Raw genomic sequence first — 20,807 nt, 5'->3', positions numbered from 1 at the left:
AAACTCAGGGAGTTGAAGAGATCCCGTCCGATCAGTCGATCGGGCGGGATCTCTTGTGTGTTCCGAGAGTGGCGAGTACGGCGGCGGGTACGGCGACGAGCGCGCAGGCGGCCGTCACCGTGCCGAGGGCCGGCCAGGGCAGGTGGAGCGGGGCCGGGGCGGACAGCAGGCCCAGGGCGGCTCCCATGCCGAGCAGGTTGAGCGTGGCCACGAACAGGCCCAGCAGCGCGCCGGCCGTCACCACCGTCACGGTCTCCGCCGCGACCAGCCGCAGCACCTGCCCGCCGGTGGCTCCGGCCAGCCGTAGCGCCGCCAGTTCGCGGCCGCGGTCGCGGGCGGCCATGACCAGGGTGCCGGCCAGGGAGATGCCGCTGTAGAGGAGGGCGAGGCCGAGGACCAGGAGGAAGCCGAGCCGGGTCGTGCCGTCGGAGCGGGGAGCCACGGCGTGGATCCACGCGTCCCGGGTGTGCACCTGAGCCCCGGGGAGCGGAGACTCCCGTACCGCCCGTCGCAGTGCCGCCTCCGCCGCGCCCGCGTCGGCGCCGGGCAGGAGTGTCACGTCCACCCGGTCGACCGGGGCGTGCGGGGCGTTCGCCGGGGTGACGTACACGCCGTTGTCGCCCGTGCCGGTGGCCATCACCGCGGCGATGCGCAGGGATCTGCGCGTGCCGTCGCCCAGCCACACCGTCACGTGGTCGCCGACCGTGTGCCGGGCCCACTCCTCGTTGACGATGACCGAGCCGTCGTCGAGGTCGGTGACGCGGCCGGAGGTCAACGGCAGTCGCGAGGTCGCGGCGAGCGCCGCCGGATCGGCCGCGCGGGCCCGCGACCTGATCAGGGCGACACCGTCCTCCAGGGTGTGGACGGCGCTCGCCGCGGTCGCGGAGACCCGGACGCCGGGCACCGCGCGCAGGCGCCGCACGGCCGCCGGGCCGAGACCGTCGGGTGAGGGCACCGACACCACGAAGTCCGCGGCCGTCCGCTGCCGGAGCTCCGCCGTCCGCGCCGCGTCCAGCGTCGCGGTGGCGCCGAGCAGGGAGCCCGTGAGGGCGACCGTGACCAGGACGGGAGCGGCCACGGCGGCCGTGCGGCGCACGCCGACGCGGGTGTTCTCACGGACCAGCAGGGCGCAGGCGCCGCGCGGCCGGAGGGCCGGCAGCCAGGTGATCAGCCCGGTCAACGGCCGTACCAGGACGGGGGAGAGCAGGGCCACCGCCGTGATCAGGAGCATCGGGCGGCTGACGTACGTCTTGCGGTGCAGGAGTTCGCCCGGGTCGGTCAGCAGGGCCGACGCCAGGGTCACGGCGGCGGTCAGCAGCAGGGCCGTACCGGTCAGCAGGCGACCCCGGGTCAGCGTGCCGGTGTCGACGGACGCCTCGCGCAGGGCCTCGGCGGGGGCGGTCCGCCCGGCCCGCCAGGACGCGGCCACCACACCGCTGAGCGCCACCAACAGGCCGAGCCAGAAGGCCAGATGGTACGGCCAGACGTGGTCGCCGATGGCGAACCAGGCGGGGGCCAGGTCGTCGGCCACCACCCGTGCGGCCAGGCCCGGGGCGGCGTACCCGCCGAGCGCGCAGCCCGCCGCCGAGGCGGGCACACCGACGAGGAGGGCCTCCGCGAGCACCGTCCGGCGGAGCTGGCCCGGGGTGGCACCCGCCGTCCGCAGCAGGCCGAACTCCCGGCGCCGCTGGGCGACCGCGAAGGCGAACGTGGACGCCACGACGAACACCGACACGAACCCGGCGACCCCGCCGGCCGTCCCGAACAGGGCGTTCAGCGCGGTCAGCGCCTCCCGGTCGCGGTCGGGGTCGGCGTCCGCGAGCCGCCGCGCGTCACCGGTCAGGACGGTCGGGCCGGCGCCGACGCCCGGTGCGGACACGGCGTCCACGGTCCGCCGTACGGCCGCCGGGTCCGCGTCCACGACCAGTTGGGTGCTCACCGGGGCGAGCCGGGCGGCGCGGGCGTCCGGGTAGAAGAGGGCGTTCTCGAACCCGAGGCCGGCAGTCGTGCCGACCACGCGTACCGTCCCGTGGCCGGTGTGCAGCCGGCGGCCCACCGCCGTCCAGTCGCCGGTCGCCACGACCTCGTCCGCGGCCCGCGGGGCACGGCCCGTGTCCAGGGCGTACGGCGCGAACGCGGCCGTCGACCACGGGTGGCCCACCAGATCGCCGGGTGCGCCGGTGGCCCGTACGGCGAAGACGCGGTCCTCGACGACCTGGCCGAGGGCGCGCAGCGCGGCGACGGTCGCGGGCGGGACGGGGCGGGGGTGGGCCAGTTTCTCGGTGCGGACGCCGTTCGGGGTCGGCACGCGCAGGGTGTCCTGCCCCCGCACCACGACCGGGGCCGCGGCGAACCGCTCCGGCTCGCGTTCGGGGGCGTCGAGGGAGGAGGCGAGGGTGAGGCCCATCACGGTGAGCAGCGCGACACCGAGGGAGAGGGCCAGGAAGGTGCCGGTGAAGCTGGTCCAGCGGGTCCGCAGGGTGTGGAAGGCGATGCTCAGCACGGGGCGGCCTCCGAGGCCGACGACGGGACTGTCGGCGTGGTGGCCGGCCTGGACGCGACCCCGTTCGCTCCCGTTGGCGTTGGCGTCGCCGCACCCGTCGCCTCCAGCCCCGTCATCCGCGCGGCGATCTCCTGCGCCGACGCCCCGCGCAGTTCACCGCTCACCCTCCCGTCCACCAGGAACACCACCCCGTCCGCACAGGACGCCGCCACCGGGTCGTGGGTCACCATCACCACCGTGCCGCCCCCGGTGCCGACGAGCCCGCGGAGCAGGGACAGGACTTGGTGTCCGGTGCGGGAGTCGAGCGCGCCCGTCGGCTCGTCGGCGAACAGGACCTCGGGGCGGGTGATCAACGCGCGGGCGAGGGCGACGCGTTGCTGCTGGCCGCCGGAGAGCTGGGCCGGGCGGTGACCGGCGCGGTCGCCGAGGCCGACCTCGCGCAGCACTTCCCGTACCCGCGCCTTCGACGGGCGCCGGCCGGCCAGGCGCAGCGGCAGGGCGACGTTGTGCGCGGCGGTCAGGGACGGCAGCAGGTTGAACGCCTGGAACACGAAGCCGATGCGTTCGCGGCGCAGCAGGGTCAGCCGGCGCTCGCTCAGCGCCGTCAGTTCCGTGTCGCCGAGCCGGACCGAGCCCGAGGTGGGCCGGTCCAGGCCCGCCGCGCACTGCAACAACGTCGACTTGCCCGAGCCGGACGGCCCCATGACGGCGGTGAAGGTGCCGGCGGGGAAGGCGAGCGTGACGTCGTCGAGCGCGGTCACGCCACCGCCCGTCCCGTACCGCCTGCTCACCGCGCGCAGTTCGATCGCGTTGGGTGTCATCTCTGTCCCTGCCCCCACTGGTCCGGTTCCGAGGGGTCCACGAAACCGTGCCACCGGCCTCCGGATCAGTGCGGCAGGGACGAGACCTGGGGTAGGGCCAGGCATACCGTCGAGCCTCCGTCCCGGCCCATGGCCCCGCGCCCGTCCGGCTTCTACGGTGATCCCCATGAGCGTGTGGCGGGCCCTCGGCGGGCGTGGATACCTGAGTTCGGCGTGGCCCTGGCGAGCGGTCGCCTACCTGGGCAGCGGCGCGCTGCTCGGCCTGGTCGTCCTGGCCGTGCTCCTCGGCGGACTCGTCGTCGGCGGCGCGCTGGCCGTCGTACTCCTCGGGCTGCCGCTGCTCGTGCTGACCGTGCTGGCCGGGATCCCCGTGGCCGCCGTGGAGCGCCGGCGGCTGCGGCTGGCCGGCGTGGGGCCCGCCCCCGGCGACGGGCATCGGATGCCCGACGGGCCGGGGCTGCGGGCCTGGCTGGTGACACGGCTGCGCGAGACCGCCACCTGGCGGGAGCTGGCGTACGCCGTGCTGTTCGGGCTGCTGCTGTGGCCGCTCGACGCGCTGGCCGTGGTCCTCGCGGCCGGGTTTCCGCTCGCCATGCTCGCCGTACCCGCGCTGGTCGCCGCCGGCGGTGAGGCGCGGGTGGCCAAGCTGTGGACCGTCGACACCTGGGCGGGAGCGCTGGGGTCGGCCGCGCTCGGGCTGGTGCTGCTGGCGTGCGGGGCCTACGCCCTGGGGGTGGTGGCCGGGGCGCGGGCCGAACTGGCGCGGGCGCTGCTGACGTCGAAGGAGAGCGAGCGGGTCACCGAACTCGCGCGCTCCCGGGTGCGGTTGGTGGACGCCTTCGAGGCGGAACGGCGGCGGATCGAGCGGGACCTGCACGACGGGGCCCAACAGCGCCTGGTCGCCCTGACGATGACGCTCGGTCTGGCCCGCCTCGACGTCCCGCCCGGACCGCTCGCCGACCAGCTCGCCAGGGCCCACGAGGAGGCCGGGCGGACCCTCGCGGAACTGCGTGAGCTCATCCACGGCATCCACCCCAAGGTGCTCGCCGACTACGGTCTCGAAGCCGCCGTCGCGGACGCGGCCGACCGCAGCCCGGTCCCCGTGGACCTGGATCTGCGATTGCCCCGGCGTCTGCCTCAACCCGTCGAGTCCGCCGCCTACTTCGTCGTGTGCGAGGCCCTCGCGAACGTCGCCCGGCACAGCGGGGCGAGCCGCGCCGAGGTCAGCGGCGGACACCGGGACGGGCGGCTGGTGCTGCGGGTGCGGGACGACGGGCACGGCGGCGCCGACGCGGCCGGCGGCACCGGACTGACCGGTCTCGCCGACCGGGTGTCGGTGCTCGATGGCAGACTCTCGGTGTCCAGCCCACCGGGCGGACCGACCCTGCTGCGTGTGGAGATTCCTTGCCGGCCTCGCCCGACACCACAGACCGCCCCCTGCGCGTAGTCCTCGCCGAGGACAGCGTGCTGCTGCGGGAAGGGCTGGCCGGGCTGCTCACCCGCTTCGGGCACGAGGTGCCGGCCGCCGTCGGCGACGCGGACGCGCTCCTCGCGGCGGTCGCCGAGCACGAACCCGACGTCGTCGTGACCGACGTCCGTATGCCGCCCGGCTTCCAGGACGAGGGGCTGCACGCGGCGGTGCGGCTGCGCGCGGAGCGGCCGGGCCTGCCGGTGCTGGTGCTCAGCCAGTACGTGCAGCGGGCGTACGCCGCCGACCTCCTCGACTCCGGTGACGGCAGCGGCGTCGGCTATCTGCTCAAGGACCGGGTGGGGCAGGTCGAGCAGTTCGTGGCGGCGCTGCGGGAGGTGGCCTCGGGCGGCACGGTGCTCGACCCCGAGGTCGTACGGCAACTGCTGCGCAGGCGCCGGGATCCGCTCGCACGGCTCACCCCGCGTGAGCGGGAGGTGCTGGCACTGATCGCGGAGGGGAGGTCGAACGGCGCGATCGCCCGGGCGCTGGTGGTGTCGGAGGCGGCCGTCGGCAAGCACATCGGCTCCATCCTGACCAAGCTGGACCTGCCGCCGGCGGACGACGTCCACCGGCGGGTGCTGGCGGTGCTGGCCTACCTCAGAAGCTGAGAGTCGGCGGATGCGAGAAGGCCGACGGAAGCCAGGGCGTCTTCGGCGGCCTGCGTGTCCTCGGCGGCCTCACCGGACTGAGCGTCCGCGGCGACCCGAGTGCCCGGCGCGCCGAGCTGTTTGGCGAAGCAGCGGCTCGACTCGTGATGCCGGTAGTAGCCGAACTTCGCGCACGGCTCGTAGCCGCTGGACGTGTAGAGGGCGATGGCCTCCGGCTGCTCGGTGCCGGTCTCCAGGACCATGCGGGTCCGGCCGGCCGCGCGGGCGTCCTCCTCCAGGAGGGCCAGCATGCGGCGGGCCAGGCCCCGGCCGCGCATCGGCGCGGTGACGTACATCCGCTTGAGTTCGGCGTCCCCGTCCAGGTTGCCCTCCCCGTTGGTGTCCTGGGCGCGCCAGCCGCCCGAGGCGACGGGGGCGCCGGTCTCGTCGTACGCGAGCAGGTACACGCCGTTCGGCGGCTCGAAGTCCTGCGGGGCGAGGGGAGTGGCGTCACCGCCGTCGCCGTAGCGGACGTGGTACTCGGCCTGGACCTGGTCGTTGAGCTTCACGGCGTCGGGGTGGTCGAAGGAGACCCGGCGTATATCCATGGCACGTACCGTATGTGAACGGGGTCCAGAACGTGATCCGGTCCAGATCGCGGGTATCGTGCCGGGGTGCTCACTGTGACCTGCGTGAATGTGAACGGGCTGCGCGCCGCCGCGAAGAAGGGCTTCGTGGAGTGGCTGGCCGGCACCTCGGCCGACGTGCTCTGTCTCCAGGAGGTGCGCGCGGAGCCGCACCAACTGCCCGAGCCCGTCCGCGCCCCCGACGGCTGGCACGTCGTGCACGCGCCCGCCGCCGCCAAGGGCCGTGCCGGGGTCTCCCTCTACACCCGCCGCGAGCCCGACCGGGTCCGGATCGGCTTCGGTTCGACGGAGTTCGACGCCAGTGGCCGCTACGTCGAGGCCGACCTTCCGGGTGTCACGGTCGCCTCCCTCTACCTCCCCTCCGGCGAGGTCGGCACCGAGCGCCAGGACGAGAAGATCCGCTTCATGGGCGAGTTCCTGACCCACCTCAAGGACCTGCGCGAGCGCGCCGCCGCCGACGGCCGCGAGGTCCTCGTCTGCGGCGACTGGAACATCGCCCACCAGCAGGCCGATCTGAGGAACTGGCGCGCCAACCAGAAGAACTCCGGCTTCCTGCCGGAGGAACGCGCGTGGCTGACCCGGGTCTTCGACGCGACGGAGGGCGGTTACGTCGACGTCGTCCGGGCCCTGCATCCGGAGGGGGAGGGGCCGTACACCTGGTGGTCGTACCGGGGGCGGGCCTTCGACAACGATTCAGGGTGGAGGATCGACCTCCAGGCGGCCACGCCCGGCCTCGCGGCCAAGGCGGTCAAGGGGTTCGTGGAACGGGCCGCCACACACGCCGAGCGCTGGTCGGACCACGCGCCGGTGACCGTGGTGTACGACCTCCAGGGACCTGCGAGGACCTGAAAGGACCTTCGCGGGGTGTCGCTCAAGGGGTGTCGCTCCGCTTGCGCAGGCGTCGGTCCAGGGACAGGGACAGTTCCGCCTCCACCACGCTGCGGGCCAGGGGGCGCAGGCGGTGGAGGTCTTCCTCGGGGGCGTGGCGCAGGACCAGGTCGGCGAAGAGTTCGGCGAGGGCGTCGACGTGTTCGCGGACGCGTTGGCCGGCCGCCAGGACCTCGGCCAGGGGGATGCCCTCGTGGACCAGGGCGGCGGAGACGTCCAGGAGGCGGCGGCTGATGTGGACGATCTCGTCGCCGTCGGTGCCGAGGTAGCCGAGGTCCAGGGCGGCGGCGAGGTTGTCGGGGGTGACCTGGTCGCCGAAGCGGTCGGCGAGTTCCTCGGGGGTGAGGTGGACCGGCTCCTCCTCGGTGGGGGTGTCCACGCCGAGGAGGTCGGCGACGTCGCGGCCGTGGTCGAGGGCCTCCGCCAGTTCCGCGATGCCGTTCAGGGTGTGGCCGCGTTCCAGCAGGGCGGAGATGGTGCGCAGGCGCGCCAGATGGCTGTCGTCGTACCAGGCGATACGGCCCTCACGGCGGGGTGGGTGGATCAGCTTGCGCTCGCGGTAGAAGCGCAGGGTGCGCACCGTGATCCCGGCCTGCGCGGCCAGCTCCTCCATGCGGTATTCACGCTTGTCTGCCACGCCCGCAGCCTATGTCGTACCCCTGGTAACTTTCCCGGCCCGCCCCCTACCGCTCGGTAGGCCGCTGCTCTACTCTCCCATTGCGCCAGTGTTCACTGGCAGAGTCCAACGTGATACGTGGAGGCTTCGGGATGGCCGAGCAGGAACACGTGCGGGTGGCGGTGATCGGGTCCGGATTCGGCGGACTGGGGGCCGCCGTACGGCTGCGGCGCGAGGGTGTCACCGACTTCGTCGTGCTGGAGCGGGCCGGCGGCGTCGGCGGCACCTGGCGGGACAACACGTACCCGGGGTGCGCGTGCGACGTGCCGTCCCATCTCTACTCGTTCTCCTTCGCGCCCAACCCGGACTGGCCGCGCACCTTCTCCGGACAGGAGCACATCCGGGCGTACCTGGAACACGTGACGGACGTCTTCGGGCTGCGCCCCCACATCCGCCTCGACTCCGAGGTCAAGCGGATGGCCTGGAACACCGAGCGGTTGTGCTGGGACATCGAGACCAGCAGCGGCTCGCTCTCCGCGGACGTCGTCGTCTCCGCCACCGGTCCGCTGTCCGACCCGAGGATCCCGGACGTCCCGGGGCTCGACACGTTCCCCGGGAAGGTGTTCCACTCCGCCCGCTGGGACCACGACTACGACCTGCGCGGCAAGCGGGTCGCCATGGTCGGCACGGGCGCCTCCGCCATCCAGATCGTGCCGGCCGTCCAGCCCCTCGCCGAGAAGCTCACCCTCTTCCAGCGCACCCCGCCCTGGGTGCTGCCCCGGATGGACCGGGCGATCAGCCCGGCCGAACGCGCGCTGCACCGGGCGCTGCCCCTCACCACCCTGGCCCGGCGCGGACTGCTGTGGGGCATCCGGGAGGCGCAGGTCCAGGCGTTCACCAAGCGTCCCGGACAGCTCGGCCTGGTCGAGCAGGTCGCCAAGCGCCACATGGGCCGCTCCATCAAGGACCCGGGCCTGCGCGCCAAGCTCACGCCCGACTACCGCATCGGCTGCAAGCGGATCCTGCTGTCCAGCGAGTACTACCCGGCGCTCGCCCGCCCCAACGTGGACGTGGTCGCGAGCGGGCTGAGCGAGGTCCGCGGCTCGACCCTGGTGGCCGCCGACGGCAGCGAGGCCGAAGTGGACGCGATCGTCTTCGGAACCGGTTTCCACGTCACGGACATGCCGATCGCCGAGCGGGTGGTGGGCGCGGACGGACGGACGCTCGCCGAGGCCTGGGCGGACGGCGGCGGGATGGAGGCGCTGCGCGGTGCCTCGGTGCCGGGCTTCCCCAACTGGATGACGGTCATCGGGCCCAACACCGGTCTCGGCAACTCGTCGATGATCCTGATGATCGAGTCGCAGCTGAACTACCTGGCCGACTACCTGCGGCAGTTGAACGTGCTCGGCGGCCGGGCCGCCCTCGACGCCCGCCCGGGCGCGGTCCGCGCCTGGAGCCACCGGGTGCACGAGCGCATGAAGCGCACCGTGTGGAAGACGGGCGGCTGCGACAGCTGGTACCTGGACGCGAACGGCCGCAACACCACCATCTGGCCCGGGACCACGACCGAGTTCCGGCGGGTCACCCGCCGGGTCGACCTGGGGGAGTACCACGTGCTGCGCCTGCCCGGGAAGCAGGGCGCCACCGGGCAGGCCGGCTCCGCGCCGATCGCCACCGGGCAGGCCGGCCCTTCGCCGACCGCCTCCGCGCAGGGCAGCGCCGGCACCACCGCCGAGGTGACCGCGTGAGCCGTCCCCTGCCCGTCTCGTCCGGTGCCTACGCCCCGCCCGCACCCGCCCGTGAGCTGACCGCCGTCTCCGCCGACGGCGCCCGCCTGCACGTCGAGCTGCACGGACCCGTCGACGACCCGGACGCGCCGGTGGTCGTCCTCGCGCACGGCTGGACCTGTTCGACCGCCTTCTGGGCGGCGCAGATCCGGGACCTGGCCGTCGACCACCGGGTCGTCGCCTACGACCAGCGCGGTCACGGGCGCAGCCCGGCGAACCCCGTCTGCGGTACGGACGCGCTGGCCGACGACCTGGAAGCCGTGCTGGAGGCGACCCTCGCGCCCGGCGAGCGAGCCGTGATCGCCGGTCACTCCATGGGCGGGATGACGGTGATGGCCGCCTCCGCGCGGGCCGGGTTCCGGGAGCACGCGGCGGCCGTCCTGCTGTGCAGCACGGGCGCGTCGCGGCTGGTCGCCGAGTCGCGGGTGATACCGCTCCGGCCGGGCCGGCTGCGCACCTGGCTGACCCGGCGGCTGCTCGGTTCCCGTGCCCCGCTCGGACCGGTCACGCCGCTGGCCCGCCGGATCCTCAGGTACGGGACCATGGGCCCCGGTTCGGCCCCGGAGATGGTCGAGGCGTGCGCCCGGATCGTGCACGCGTGTCCGCGCAAGGTGCGGTACACCTGGTCGGAGGTGCTCGGTCTGCTCGATCTCGACCACGGGGTACGGGAGTTGCGGGTGCCGACGGCCGTCGTCGTGGGCTCTGCCGACCGGCTCACTCCGCCCGCGCTGACCCACGCGCTGGCTGCCGCGCTGCCCGACTGCCTGGGCGTCACCGAGCTGCCCGGGATCGGCCACATGACCCCGGTGGAGGCGCCCGCGCCGGTCACCGGGAAGATCCGGGAGCTCGTCACCACGTACGTCCACGTCGGTCACGTCGGTCACGTCAAGGAGGACGCATGAGCAGGGTGGGCCTGGAAGGCCAGGTGGCCGTCGTCACCGGAGCCGCGCGGGGCGTCGGGGAGTTGCTGGCCCGCAAGCTGTCGGCGCGGGGGGCGACGGTGGCGCTGGTCGGGCTGGAGCCGGACGGCCTCAAGCAGGTCGTCGGGCGGCTGCACGGTGACGGCGACCACTGGTACGCCGACGTCACCGACCACGAGGCGATGGCGCGGGTCGCCCAGGAGGTCAGGGAGCGGTTCGGGAAGGTCGACATCGTCGTCGCCAACGCGGGCGTCGCCACCGGAGGGCCCTTCGTCGACTCCGATCCCGTCGCCTGGCGCCGGGTCATCGAGGTCAACCTCATCGGCTCGGCGGTCACCGCGCGGGCCTTCCTGCCGGCGCTGACGGAGAGCCGGGGCTATCTGCTCCAGATCGCCTCGCTCGCCGCGATCACGCCGGCGCCGATGATGACCGCGTACTGCGCGTCCAAGTCGGGCGTGGAGGCGTACGCGCACAGCCTGCGGGCCGAGGTCGGCCACCGGGGTGTGCGGGTGGGGGTCGGGTACCTGTCGTGGACCGACACCGACATGGTGCGCGGGGCCGACCAGGACGCCGTGATGCGGGAGTTGCGGCAGCGGCTGCCGTGGCCGTCCAGCAAGACCTATCCGCTGGGGCCGGCGGTGGACCGGCTCGTGGCCGGGATCGAGCGCCGGTCGAGTCATGTCTACGGGCAGTGGTGGCTGCGCGGGATGCAGGGCGTGCGGGGGTATCTGCCCGCGCTGATCGGGACCGTCGGACAGCGGGAGATGCGGCGGTTCGCCGGCCGGCTCGAAGGGATGCGCACGGGGCTCGTCGGTGCCGGCGGGGCCGCGGACGAGGAAGCCCGCGCTACGCACCGTGGTTGATCGACATGCGCAGGGTGACGGCCCGTGTGAATCTGATGGAGGCCCCACCGGGGCCCAACCCCCCACTCACTACGGGAGTGAACCCACATGGGTATGAAGGACCAGTTCCAGGACAAGTCGGAACAGTGGCAGGAGCAGGCCAGGCAGAAGGCCCAGCAGGCCCGCGAGAAGGCGCAGGAGCGTGGCCGGCAGGGCGAGGAGCGTGGGCGGCCGGACGACCGCGTGCGCGACGAGGAGACCGAGCGGATGCGTCTCGACCGCGAGGAGCGGGACCGTCTTGAGCAGGACTACGACGTCTGACGTCTGGTTCGGTTCCGGCTTCGGCCTGTGAGCGTGGGGTGCCCTCTCGGGAGGGTGCCCCACGTTCCGTTGTGCGGTAGGCGGTCCCGCGTCGGGAAGTGCCCCCTTACGTACTCGGGAAGTGCCCCCTTACGTACGCGGTGGCAGCTTGGGTCTTGATCTGTCGGGGACGTGTGCGTAGTCCGGGGGAGTGGCCGGCGGGTTGGTCTGGAGCAGGTCCAGCGCCAGCCGTACGGCGTCGGCCAGTTGGGCGTGGCGGCCCTCCGCCCAGTCCAGTGGGGTGCGCAGGACTTCCAGGTCCGGGGTGACGCCGTGGTTCTCGATCGACCAGCCGTACGCGTCGAACCAGGCCGCGTTCATCGGGACCGTGATCACCGTGCCGTCCCCCAGTTCGTGGCGGCCGGTCATGCCGACGACACCGCCCCAGGTGCGCTGGCCGACGACCGGGCCGAGCTTCAGCAGCTTGAAGGCCGCCGCGATCATGTCGCCGTCGGACGAGGTGGCCTCGTCCGCGAGGGCGACCACCGGGCCGCGCGGGGCGTTGGAGGCGTACGACACCGGCTGGGCGTCGCGCGTCAGGTCCCAGCCGAGGATCGTGCGGGTCAGCTTCTCCACCACCAGTTCGCTGATGTGGCCGCCCGCGTTGCCCCGGACGTCCACGATCAGCGCGGGCCGGGACACCTCCATGCGCAGGTCCCGGTTGAACTGGGCCCAGCCGGAGCCGCCCATGTCGGGGATGTGCAGATAGCCGCACCGCCCGTCGCTCAACTCCCGCACGACGGAACGGCGTTTGGCCACCCAGTCCTGGTAGCGCAGAGGACGCTCGTCCAGGAGCGGGACGACGGCCACCCGCCGCGCCCGCCCCTCGCCCTCCGCCGGCGTGAACGTCAGCTCCACCGTCGTACCGCCCGCGCCCGCCAGCAGCGGAAAGGGGCCCGTCACCGGATCCACCGGACGGCCGTCGACGTGGGTGAGCACCGCGCCCTCCCGGATGCCGGTGCCGGCCAGCGGGGAGCGGGCCTTGGAGTCGGAGGAGTCGCCGGGCAGGATCCGCCGGAGGGTCCAGCCGCCGTCCCGCAGGACGAAGTTGGCGCCGAGCAGGCCCTGCCGGCGCCGGTAGTGCGGCGGTCCCTCGTTGCGGCGGGCGGCGGCGACGTAGGCGTGGGACGTGCCCAGCTCGCCCAGCACCTCACGCAGCAGGTCCGCGAACTCGTCGGGGGAGGCGACCCGTTCGACCAGCGGACGGTACTGGTCGAGTACCGCGTCCCAGTCGATGCCGCACATCCCCGGCTCCCAGAAGTACGCGCGGACGAGCCGCCCCGCCTCGTCGTACGCCTGGCGCCACTCGGCGGCCGGATCGGCCTGGTGCAGGATGCGGCGCGCGTCGATCCAGACGGTGGTGTCACCGTCCCCGGACTCGCTGGACGGGACCGCCCGCAGGTCGCCCTCGTCCATGACGACCAGCCGGGTGCCGTCACCGCTGACCGCGAACCAGTCCAGATGGTCGACCAGTTCGGACTTCTTCGCCTTGCTGACGGTGAAGAGCTCCAGGGTGGGGCGGCCGGTGGTGTCGTCCGGGTTGGCGAACGTCTCGCCCAGCGCGCCCGAGATCGGCCAGCGCAGCCAGACCAGCCCGCCGCCCGCGACCGGGTGCAGCGCCGAGTACTTGGAGGCGGCGACCGGGAAGGGCGTCACCCGGCTCTCCAGGCCCTCCACCTCGACCGTCACCGTGCCGTCGCCGCTCTCGTCCACCGGGTCCAGGCCCCCGGCGGCCGGCCGGCCCTCCGGGCTCAGCGCGAAGGGGGAGGGGGTGGCCGAGGACAGGGGGACCAGGTAGGGGCGGCAGCCGAGCGGGAAGGACAGGTCCCCGGTGTGCACGTCGTACACCGGGTCGAAGCCGCGCCAGGACAGGAACGCGAGATAGCGGCCGTCCCGGGTGAACACCGGGTTCTCGTCCTCGAAGCGGCCGTTGGTGACGTCGACGATCAGTGGGCCGCCGTTCCCGGTGCCGGAGATCCGCGCCATCCTGATCTGGCGCAGCGAGCGGCCGATGCCCGGGTACGACCAGGTCAGCCAGGCCCCGTCCGGGGAGAAGGCGAGGTCCCGCACCGGCCCGTTGGCCGAGCGGATCAGCTCGGTCACCTCGCCGGCGCTGTCCTCGGCCACGTCGATCAGCAGCAGCCGTCCGTCGTGCGAGGCGATGGCCAGCCGCTCGCCCTCCGGGTCGCACACCAGCTCCAGGACGCGGCCCAGCGCGCCGGACGCCACCCGGCGGGGCGCGCGGTCACCGGTGGCCCGTGGCAGGTGGGCGATCTCGACCGCGTCCTCGCCCTCCGCGTCCGTCACGTACGCGACCTGGCCGGTCGAGCCGAGCATCTCCGGGAGCCGGACCCGCACTCCGGGTGTGTCGGTGAGGGTGCGGGCGGGCCCGTCCCGGTGGGTGAGCCAGTACAGGCTGCCGCGTACGACGACGGCGCTGGCCCGGCCCGTCTCGTCCACCGAGACGCCGTCCACGTGCTGGGCCGCCGGGACCTGGTACGGACGGCGTCCCGCGCGCGGTCCGCCCAGCCGGACGTCGAGCCGGCGGGGCGTCGAGCCGGCCGTCAGGTCGTCGACGATCCACAGGTCGCCCGCGCACTGGTACACCACCCGCGTGCCGTCGCCGGCGGCGTGCCTGGCGTAGAAGGCGTCGTGGTCGGTGTGGCGGCGCAGGTCGGAGCCGTCGGCGGCGCAGGAGTAGAGGTTGCCGACGCCCTCGTGGTCGGAGAGGAAGGCGATCCGGCCGCCGACGAACAGGGGGGAGTGGAGGTGGCCGTCCAGGCCGGTGAGGATCCGCTCGCCGTGCACCCACAGGCGGCCCGTCGCGCCGCCCCGGTAGCGCTTCCAGGCGGCCGGTTCGTGCGGTGGGGTGCCGGTCAGGAGCAGGGTCCTGCGCTCGCCGTCGAGGTCGGCGGCCTGGATGTCGGAGACCGGGCCCCAGGGGAGTTTGCGGCCGGGGTCGCCGTCGGGGTGGGTCTTGTACGCCCAGGTGAAGTAGGAGAAGGGCTCGCCGTGGGAGGCGACGGCGAGGATCTGCCCGTCGGGGGTCCAGCCGCACACCCGGGTGTCCGGGGAGCCCCAGTGGGTGAGCTGCCGGCCCGGTCCGCCGTCCACCGGGACCAGATGGATCTCCGGGACCAGGCTGCGCCAGCTCGTGTACGCGAGGTGGCGGCCGTCGGGCGAGAAGCGGGGGTGGCCGACCTTGGTGCCGCCAGGCGCGGCCCGCTCCGTCGAGCGGGGCCAGCCACAGGTCGTCCTCGGCCACGAAACACAGCAGTTCACCGCTCAGGTGCGGCAGGCGCAGATAGCTCACCTCCCCATGCTTTTCCGCAGCACGGGCCGGAGCAACTTATGACAAAGAGGGGGGCGGGGGTCCGGAGCGGGCCCCCGCAACACGAACGAAACAGTTTCGTTTCGATCGAAAGTGCGGTACATTCGTCCTGCACGAAACCGTGTCGTCCCGAGGGAAGGTGAGTGGCATGACTGAGGTCGCGACGGTGCGTCGCAGTCGGATCACCCCCGAGCGCGAGGCCGAGCTGTACGCGGCCGTGCTCGACCTGCTCCGGGAAGTCGGCTACGACGCCCTCACCATGGACGCCGTGGCCGCCCGCACCCGGTCCAGCAAGGCGACCCTCTACCGCCAGTGGGGCGGCAAGGCCGAGCTGGTCGTGAAGGCCATGCGGCACAACAAGCCGGGCAGCATCGCCGACGTCGACACCGGATCCATCCGGGGCGACCTGCACACCCTCGTCACCCGCGAGGACGACTGCACCATGGAGCGCAACTCCGACCTGATGCGGGCGCTGGCCATGGCGGTGCACGCCAACCCGGACCTGATGCGGGCGCTCAAGGAGCTGCTCGTCGAGCCGGAGATGGACGAGTTCCACCGGGTCATGCAGCGCGCGGTCGACCGCGGTGAGGTCCGGCCCGACTGCCCGGCGATGGAGTACATCGTGCACATGCTGGTCGGTGCCTTCGCCACCCGGACGCTCATCGACGATCGGCCGCCCTCGCAGGAGTTCCTGCTTTCGTACATCGACGCCGTGGTCCTCCCCGCCCTCGGCGTTCCCGTCTCCTAGCACGTCCCCACAGCTAGCCCCCACCTGACGTAACCGCTCACGTCGTCGGGCTGATCACCCCTGCCCCGAAACACCCACGACCTGACCGGGAGTACGCCCTAGTGGCCACGTTCCTCTACAAACTCGGCCGGCTCGCCTTCCGGCGACGGCACTTCGCCGCCCTGATATGGGTGGCCCTGCTGACGCTCGCGGGCGTCGGCGCGGCCAGCGCCCCCGCCGCCGGACCCACCTCCTTCTCCATCCCCGGCGTCGAGGCCCAGAAGGCCTTCGACCTGCTGGAACAGCGCTTCCCGGGCTCCAGCGCCGACGGCGGCACCGCACGGGTCGTCTTCAAGGCGCCCGCGGGCGAGAAGATGACCGACACCGCGAACAGGGCGACCGTCGACAAGATCGTCAAGGAGCTGGGGGACGGCTCCGAGGTGCTCTCCGTCACCGACCCGTTCACGACGAACGCCGTGAGCGAGGACGGAACGGTCGCCTACGCGTCGGTGAAGTACGACACCCCCGGCATGGAGCTGAAGGACACGACCCGCGACGCCCTGGAGACGGCCGCGGACGAGGCCCGCGCCACCGGGCTGACCGTCGATGTCGGAGGGGACGCGCTGCAGGCCGCGGCCGAGCCGGGAGCGATCGGCGAGGCCGTCGGGCTCGCCATCGCCGCGCTCGTCCTGGTCCTCACCCTGGGCTCGCTGGTCGCGGCCGGACTGCCGCTGCTCACCGCGATCATCGGCGTCGGCATCGGCGTGTCCACCATCACCGCCCTCGCCAAGACACTCGACCTCGGCGACACCACCTCCACCCTCGCGCTGATGATCGGCCTCGCGGTCGGCATCGACTACGCGCTCTTCATCGTCTCCCGCTACCGCAGTGAACTGGCCGAGGGCCGTGACCGCGAGGAGGCGGTCGGCCGCGCCACCGGCACCGCCGGCTCGGCGGTGGTCTTCGCGGGCCTCACGGTCGTGATCGCGCTGGCCGGCCTCTCGGTCGTCGGCGTCCCGATGCTGACCAAGATGGGCCTCGCGGCGGCGGGCACGGTCGTGGTCTCCGTCCTCATCGCACTGACCATGATCCCGGCGCTGCTCGGGTACGCGGGCAAGAAGGTCCGGCCGGCGAACGAGAAGCGCCGGTCGCGCGGGGACACGTCGGACAGCGCCGGGAAGCGGCAGGCCGAACCCCGTCTGGGCACCCGCTGGGCGCACTTCGTCATCCGCCGCCCGGTCGCCGTGCTGCTGCTCGGCGTGGTCGGTCTGGGCGCGATCGCCGTTCCGGCCACCCAACTGGAGCTGGGCCTGCCCGACGACGGCTCGCAGGCGACGTCCACCACGCAGCGCCGGGCGTACGACCTGCTGTCGGAGGGCTTCGGCCCCGGCTTCAACGGCCCCCTGATGATCGTGGTCGACGCCCAGGACAGCGACGACCCCAAGGCGGCCGCCACCACGGTGACCGACGGGATCAAGGGCCTCGAGGACGTCGCGACGGTGACCCCGGCGGCGTTCAACAAGGCCGGCGACACCGCGACGATCACCGTGATCCCGGACTCCAAGCCCTCCTCGGTCCAGACCGAGGACCTGGTCCACACCATCCGCGACCAGGGCGCCGACGTCAGGTCCGACACGGGCGCGAGCGTCCTGGTCACCGGCACCACCGCGATGAACATCGACTTCTCGCAGAAGCTCACCGACGCGCTGATCCCGTACCTGGCCCTGGTGGTCGGCCTCGCCTTCCTGCTCCTGATCGTGGTCTTCCGCTCCATCCTGGTCCCGCTGAAGGCGGCCCTGGGCTTCCTGCTCAGTGTGCTCGCCGCGCTCGGTGCCGTGGTCGCGGTCTTCCAGTGGGGCTGGCTGGCCGGCCTGATCGGCGTCGAGGAGACCGGCCCGATCATGTCGATGATGCCGATCTTCATGGTGGGCGTGGTCTTCGGCCTCGCCATGGACTACGAGGTCTTCCTCGTCACCCGGATGCGGGAGGCGTACGTCCACGGCGAGTCGCCGCACCAGGCCATCGTGACGGGTTTCCGGTACAGCTCCCGGGTCGTGGCCGCGGCCGCGGTCATCATGATGGCCGTCTTCGGCGGCTTCATCAGCTCCGGCGAGTCGATGATCAAGATGATCGGCTTCGGCCTCGCGATCGCCGTCTTCTTCGACGCGTTCGTGGTCCGCATGGCGATCGTCCCGGCCGTCCTGGCCCTGCTCGGCACGAAGGCCTGGTGGCTGCCGAAGTGGCTGGACCGTGTCCTGCCGAACGTGGACGTCGAGGGCGAGGGCCTGCGCACCGAGGCCGACAGGAACGCGGATCCGGACGAGAAGAGGGAACTCGCACGCGTCTGACGCGCGGGCTGAACTGACACAGACCGGCCGGTGAGGGCTCCGTGGGGACGGGGCGTCCTCACCGGCCTTCCGCTGTCCCGCCCAGCGGGGTGTCGAGCAGCGCGACGAGCGTGCGCCCGAACTCCTCGGTCCGCGCGCTGTCCAGCCCGCCCAGCGGGGTGAGCAACTGGTCCAGCAGCACCTGTACGGCGTCGATCGCGGGCCGCACGGCCGCCCGCCCCCGCTCGGTGAGCGCCAGCCGGACGACCCGGGTGTCCTCGGTGTCCCGGCTGCGCCCGACCAGCCCGGCCGACTCCAGCGCACGGGCCAGCTTGGAGACGTACAGCGGCTCCAGCCCCGTGTGGTCGGCGAGCTCCCGCTGGCTCGGCTGCCGGCCACCGCGCTCCATCCCGGACAGCGAGGCCAGCAGTACGTACTGGGCGTGGGTCAGGTCCAGCGGTGCCAGCGCCTGGTCGACGGCGGTGCGCCACTTGTTGGACAGCCGCCAGACCAGGTAGCCGGGGGTGGGTCCGAGGGGTGCGGATGCGTGGCTCACGTCGAAAACAGTACATGGCTACTGTCACCGGGCCGGGGCCGCGTCGAGCGCCCCAGGTAGGTGACCGACGGATCGGCGTCCGGCACGGCGATCTCGTGGAAGCCGAGACGGTCGTAGAAGGCGCGGGCCGGCTTGTTGGCGGTGACCATGCAGAGGTGCACGGCCGGCACACCCCTGCGGTGCAGGGCGTCGAGGAACGTGAGCAGCAGCGCCCGCCCGTGTCCCCGGCCCTGCCACGGCGGCAGCAGGTCGATGTGCAGATGCGCGGGGTAGGCGGCGACCTCGGGGACGAGCATCCGCTCGGGGTGGTGCAGGAGGGGGACGATCTCGTCGTCCGGCGTGCGCGGGGTGCCCGGCGACCCGCTGGGCTCGGGATAGCGGCTCGCGACCAGCGGCAGCCACGTCAGCCGGAAGTCCTCGACGAAACGGGGCGTGTCCGCGGTGCCGAGGACGTACCCGACGGCCTGTCCCCGTCCGTCGTCCAGGACGAAGGCGAGATCCGGTTCGAGATGGACGTACGGCGCCGCGAAGATCACCGGGAAGATGCCGGGGTCCGCGTAGACGGGGCGGCTGTCCTGGCCGACATGGGCGGTGCGGACGCAGATCTCGTCGAGGGCGGTGCGGTCGGAGGGACGGTAGGGACGTACGGCGGGTTCACCGGGCGGGGCGGGCGGGACGGTCGCTGAGGTCATCGCCGCATCCTGCCCAGTCGGCAGCGCTCCGACAAGGCGTGTCGGTGAGCGCGTACGAGGGCGTACGGCGCTCGGTCGACACCCCGTCCCCGCGAGGCCGTGCGGCGGCGACTTCGCGGGAGCACTCTGGAAGCAGGTGTTCCGGAGGTGATCGTCATGATGCACACCGTTGTGGGATGGCACATCGAGCTGGAGTTCCAGGAGGATGATCAGCGCACGAGGGCGGCGGCGATGGTGCGCCTGCCCGACGGCACGGAGGTACGGACGCACGGGCACGCCAACCGCCACCACACCGACGCGAACCAGCCGAGGGTGGGGGAGGAGATCGCCGCGGCCCGCGCCCTGAACGAGCTCGCGATGCGGCTGCTGACGAAGGCGCACGGGGAGATCGACGAGGTGTCCGGCCGGACGTCCCACCCGATCAACGTCTGAACGGTCACGTCTCGGGGGCACGGCCCCGCGCCATGGCCCCTGAGCCGGTCATGGCCCGTGGGGTACGCCCTCTGAGCCGGTCGCGGCCCGTGGGGTACGCCCCTTGTCACGTGCCCTCGTCACGCCCCCGTCGCGGTCCGCACCGCCCGCACCAGGGCCTGCGCCCGCGGATCCGCGGTCACCGTCCTGCGGAAGCCGTTGGTGACATAGCCGAAGGCGATGCCGGTCTCCGGGTCGGCGAAGCCGAGGGCGCCGCCGCGGCCCGGGTGGCCGAACGAGCCCGGGCCGAGGAGCGGTGACGCGCTGCCGTGCAGCATGTAGCCGAGGCCGAAGCGGGTGCCGACCACCAGGACGCGGTCCGGTCCCGCCGACTCCTCGGCGCGGGCCGCCTCCATCGTGGCCGCGTCGAACAGCCGTACGCCGTCGACCTCGCCGATCAGGGCCGCGTAGAAGCGGGCCAGGGCGTCGGCGGTCGCGATGCCGTTGGTCGCGGGCAGGGCCGACGCGCGGTACGCCGGGTCGTTCTGGTCGGGGAAGGGCGTGATCGCGGCGAAGGCCCGGCGGGTGAGGGAGCCCGGGTCGTCGTAGGCCTCGGTGACCGCACGCTTCGGACGGATCCGCAGGCCCGGCCCGGGGGCGGGCTCGGGGGCGTCGTCCAGGCGGCCGACCCGGCCGGTGCGGCCCGCCGCCTCCTCCGCCGCCGGCAGTCCCAGCCACAGGTCGAGACCCAGCGGCCCGGCGATCCTGGCGGCGATCCACTCGCCGGTGCCCTGTCCGGTCACGCGCCGCACCAGTTCGTCGAGCATCCAGCCGTACGTCAGCGCGTGGTAGCCGTGGTCCGTGCCCGGCTCCCAGACGGGGGCCTGGGCGGCGACCGCCTCGGGGCCCCGGCGCGGATCCAGGGCCTGGTGGGGCGTGATCGGGTGGTCGAGCAGGGGCAGTCCGGCCCGGTGGTTCAGCACGTGCCGCACCAGCACCCGGTCCTTGCCCCGCGCCTTGAACTCCGGCCAGTACTCGCCCACCGGCGCGTCCAGGTCCAGTTCCCCGCGCCGGTGCAGCATCAGCGGTACGGCGGCGGCGACGCCCTTGGTCGCCGAGCGGATGACCTGGGCGGTACCACGCTGCCAGGGCTCGGTCCCGTCGACGTCCTTGGTGCCGCCCCACAGGTCGACGACCCTGGTCCCGTCCCGGTACACGGTCAGCGCCGCGCCCCGGTCCCCGAGCGTCTCGAAGTTCCGCGCGAACGCGTCCCTGACCGGCTCGAAGCCCTCGGCCACAGTGCCGTTCACGTCCACGTCCG

General features: G+C 73.3%; 16 protein-coding genes and 2 pseudogenes. 10 read left to right on the top strand and 8 right to left on the bottom strand.

Going from position 1 to position 20,807, the window contains the following annotated elements:
* Positions 1 to 31: 31 nt before the first annotated feature.
* A complete protein-coding gene (locus QQS16_RS18740) occupies positions 32 to 2,503 on the bottom strand; it encodes an FtsX-like permease family protein (protein ID WP_286062984.1) in 2,472 nt (823 codons plus the stop codon).
* Complete coding sequence (locus QQS16_RS18735) at positions 2,497 to 3,324, bottom strand: ABC transporter ATP-binding protein (RefSeq protein WP_286062983.1); 828 nt, start codon at positions 3,322 to 3,324, stop codon at positions 2,497 to 2,499. The genes QQS16_RS18740 and QQS16_RS18735 overlap by 7 nt, the downstream gene beginning before the upstream one ends.
* Before the next feature lie 166 nt (positions 3,325 to 3,490).
* Between QQS16_RS18735 and QQS16_RS18730 the strand changes: the two genes are divergently transcribed.
* Together QQS16_RS18730 and QQS16_RS18725 are read left to right on the top strand one after the other, a co-directional pair.
* A complete protein-coding gene (locus tag QQS16_RS18730) occupies positions 3,491 to 4,771 on the top strand; it encodes a sensor histidine kinase (RefSeq protein WP_286062982.1) in 1,281 nt (426 codons plus the stop codon).
* Entirely contained in the window at positions 4,729 to 5,403 is a 675-nt protein-coding gene (locus QQS16_RS18725; protein WP_286062981.1) for a response regulator, read from the top strand. Before QQS16_RS18730 ends, QQS16_RS18725 begins: the two co-directional genes overlap by 43 nt.
* A 113-nt stretch (positions 5,404 to 5,516) precedes the next feature.
* On the opposite strand, the pseudogene QQS16_RS18720 reads toward QQS16_RS18725, so the two are convergent.
* Positions 5,517 to 5,990, bottom strand: a pseudogene (locus tag QQS16_RS18720) (GNAT family N-acetyltransferase); the annotation flags it as partial.
* A gap of 66 nt (positions 5,991 to 6,056) precedes the next feature.
* Between QQS16_RS18720 and QQS16_RS18715 the strand changes: the two are divergent.
* Positions 6,057 to 6,878 carry an exodeoxyribonuclease III gene (locus QQS16_RS18715; RefSeq protein ID WP_286062980.1) on the top strand — a complete coding sequence of 274 codons (822 nt, stop codon included), beginning with the start codon at positions 6,057 to 6,059 and terminating at the stop codon, positions 6,876 to 6,878.
* 22 nt (positions 6,879 to 6,900) lie between these two features.
* Here the strand turns inward: QQS16_RS18715 and QQS16_RS18710 are convergent, their stop codons facing one another.
* Positions 6,901 to 7,554 carry a MerR family transcriptional regulator gene (locus tag QQS16_RS18710; protein ID WP_286062979.1) on the bottom strand — a complete coding sequence of 218 codons (654 nt, stop codon included), beginning with the start codon at positions 7,552 to 7,554 and terminating at the stop codon, positions 6,901 to 6,903.
* Between the two features lie 131 nt (positions 7,555 to 7,685).
* Here QQS16_RS18710 and QQS16_RS18705 point away from each other — a divergent pair, with 131 nt between their 5' ends.
* From QQS16_RS18705 to QQS16_RS18690, 4 genes are all read left to right on the top strand, one after another.
* Entirely contained in the window at positions 7,686 to 9,281 is a 1,596-nt protein-coding gene (locus tag QQS16_RS18705) for a flavin-containing monooxygenase (protein ID WP_286062978.1), read from the top strand.
* On the top strand, positions 9,278 to 10,222 hold the full coding sequence (locus QQS16_RS18700; protein WP_286062977.1) for an alpha/beta fold hydrolase: 945 nt from the start codon (positions 9,278 to 9,280) through the stop codon (positions 10,220 to 10,222). Before QQS16_RS18705 ends, QQS16_RS18700 begins: the two co-directional genes overlap by 4 nt.
* Complete coding sequence (locus tag QQS16_RS18695) at positions 10,219 to 11,103, top strand: SDR family oxidoreductase (protein ID WP_286062976.1); 885 nt, start codon at positions 10,219 to 10,221, stop codon at positions 11,101 to 11,103. Before QQS16_RS18700 ends, QQS16_RS18695 begins: the two co-directional genes overlap by 4 nt.
* A gap of 87 nt (positions 11,104 to 11,190) precedes the next feature.
* Positions 11,191 to 11,403, top strand: a complete 213-nt coding sequence (locus QQS16_RS18690) for a hypothetical protein (RefSeq protein ID WP_286062975.1) — start codon at positions 11,191 to 11,193, stop codon at positions 11,401 to 11,403.
* A 129-nt stretch (positions 11,404 to 11,532) separates the two neighbouring features.
* Here the strand turns inward: QQS16_RS18690 and QQS16_RS18685 are convergent.
* Positions 11,533 to 14,755 (bottom strand): annotated as a pseudogene (locus tag QQS16_RS18685) (S41 family peptidase).
* 166 nt (positions 14,756 to 14,921) lie between these two features.
* Between QQS16_RS18685 and QQS16_RS18680 the strand changes: the two are divergent.
* Both QQS16_RS18680 and QQS16_RS18675 read left to right on the top strand, forming a co-directional pair.
* Entirely contained in the window at positions 14,922 to 15,521 is a 600-nt protein-coding gene (locus QQS16_RS18680) for a TetR/AcrR family transcriptional regulator (protein ID WP_286062974.1), read from the top strand.
* A gap of 101 nt (positions 15,522 to 15,622) precedes the next feature.
* Positions 15,623 to 17,848: an MMPL family transporter gene (locus tag QQS16_RS18675; protein WP_286062973.1), complete on the top strand. Its 2,226-nt coding sequence runs from the start codon at positions 15,623 to 15,625 to the stop codon at positions 17,846 to 17,848.
* A gap of 58 nt (positions 17,849 to 17,906) precedes the next feature.
* Here the strand turns inward: QQS16_RS18675 and QQS16_RS18670 are convergent, their stop codons facing one another.
* The gene (locus QQS16_RS18670) at positions 17,907 to 18,383 is read right to left on the bottom strand and encodes a MarR family winged helix-turn-helix transcriptional regulator (protein WP_286062972.1); all 477 of its coding nucleotides are present in this window, start codon (positions 18,381 to 18,383) and stop codon (positions 17,907 to 17,909) included.
* On the bottom strand, positions 18,380 to 19,075 hold the full coding sequence (locus QQS16_RS18665; RefSeq protein ID WP_286062971.1) for a GNAT family N-acetyltransferase: 696 nt from the start codon (positions 19,073 to 19,075) through the stop codon (positions 18,380 to 18,382). Before QQS16_RS18665 ends, QQS16_RS18670 begins: the two co-directional genes overlap by 4 nt.
* Positions 19,076 to 19,231: 156 nt before the next feature.
* Here QQS16_RS18665 and QQS16_RS18660 point away from each other — a divergent pair, with 156 nt between their 5' ends.
* Entirely contained in the window at positions 19,232 to 19,507 is a 276-nt protein-coding gene (locus tag QQS16_RS18660) for a DUF1876 domain-containing protein (RefSeq protein WP_286062970.1), read from the top strand.
* Positions 19,508 to 19,626: 119 nt separating this feature from the next.
* On the opposite strand, the gene QQS16_RS18655 is transcribed toward QQS16_RS18660, so the two are convergent.
* A complete protein-coding gene (locus QQS16_RS18655) occupies positions 19,627 to 20,802 on the bottom strand; it encodes a serine hydrolase domain-containing protein (protein ID WP_286062969.1) in 1,176 nt (391 codons plus the stop codon).
* Positions 20,803 to 20,807 lie beyond the last annotated feature (5 nt).

The organism is Streptomyces sp. ALI-76-A (assembly GCF_030287445.1).
Taxonomy (GTDB): Bacteria; Actinomycetota; Actinomycetes; order Streptomycetales; family Streptomycetaceae; genus Streptomyces.
Note: the sequence above shows the minus strand (reverse complement) of the source record. Positions and strands in the feature narration are given on the sequence as shown.

Excerpts from the sequence above, each read along its gene's own strand:
- QQS16_RS18660 (WP_286062970.1), top strand. The coding sequence starts at position 19,232 with ATGATGCACACCGTTGTGGGATGGCACATCGAGCTGGAGTTCCAGGAG.
- QQS16_RS18690 (WP_286062975.1), top strand. The coding sequence starts at position 11,191 with ATGGGTATGAAGGACCAGTTCCAGGACAAGTCGGAACAGTGGCAGGAG.
- QQS16_RS18705 (WP_286062978.1), top strand. The coding sequence starts at position 7,686 with ATGGCCGAGCAGGAACACGTGCGGGTGGCGGTGATCGGGTCCGGATTC.
- QQS16_RS18695 (WP_286062976.1), top strand. The coding sequence starts at position 10,219 with ATGAGCAGGGTGGGCCTGGAAGGCCAGGTGGCCGTCGTCACCGGAGCC.
- QQS16_RS18665 (WP_286062971.1), bottom strand. The coding sequence starts at position 19,075 with ATGACCTCAGCGACCGTCCCGCCCGCCCCGCCCGGTGAACCCGCCGTA.
- QQS16_RS18735 (WP_286062983.1), bottom strand. The coding sequence starts at position 3,324 with ATGACACCCAACGCGATCGAACTGCGCGCGGTGAGCAGGCGGTACGGG.
- QQS16_RS18680 (WP_286062974.1), top strand. The coding sequence starts at position 14,922 with ATGACTGAGGTCGCGACGGTGCGTCGCAGTCGGATCACCCCCGAGCGC.
- QQS16_RS18730 (WP_286062982.1), top strand. The coding sequence starts at position 3,491 with ATGAGCGTGTGGCGGGCCCTCGGCGGGCGTGGATACCTGAGTTCGGCG.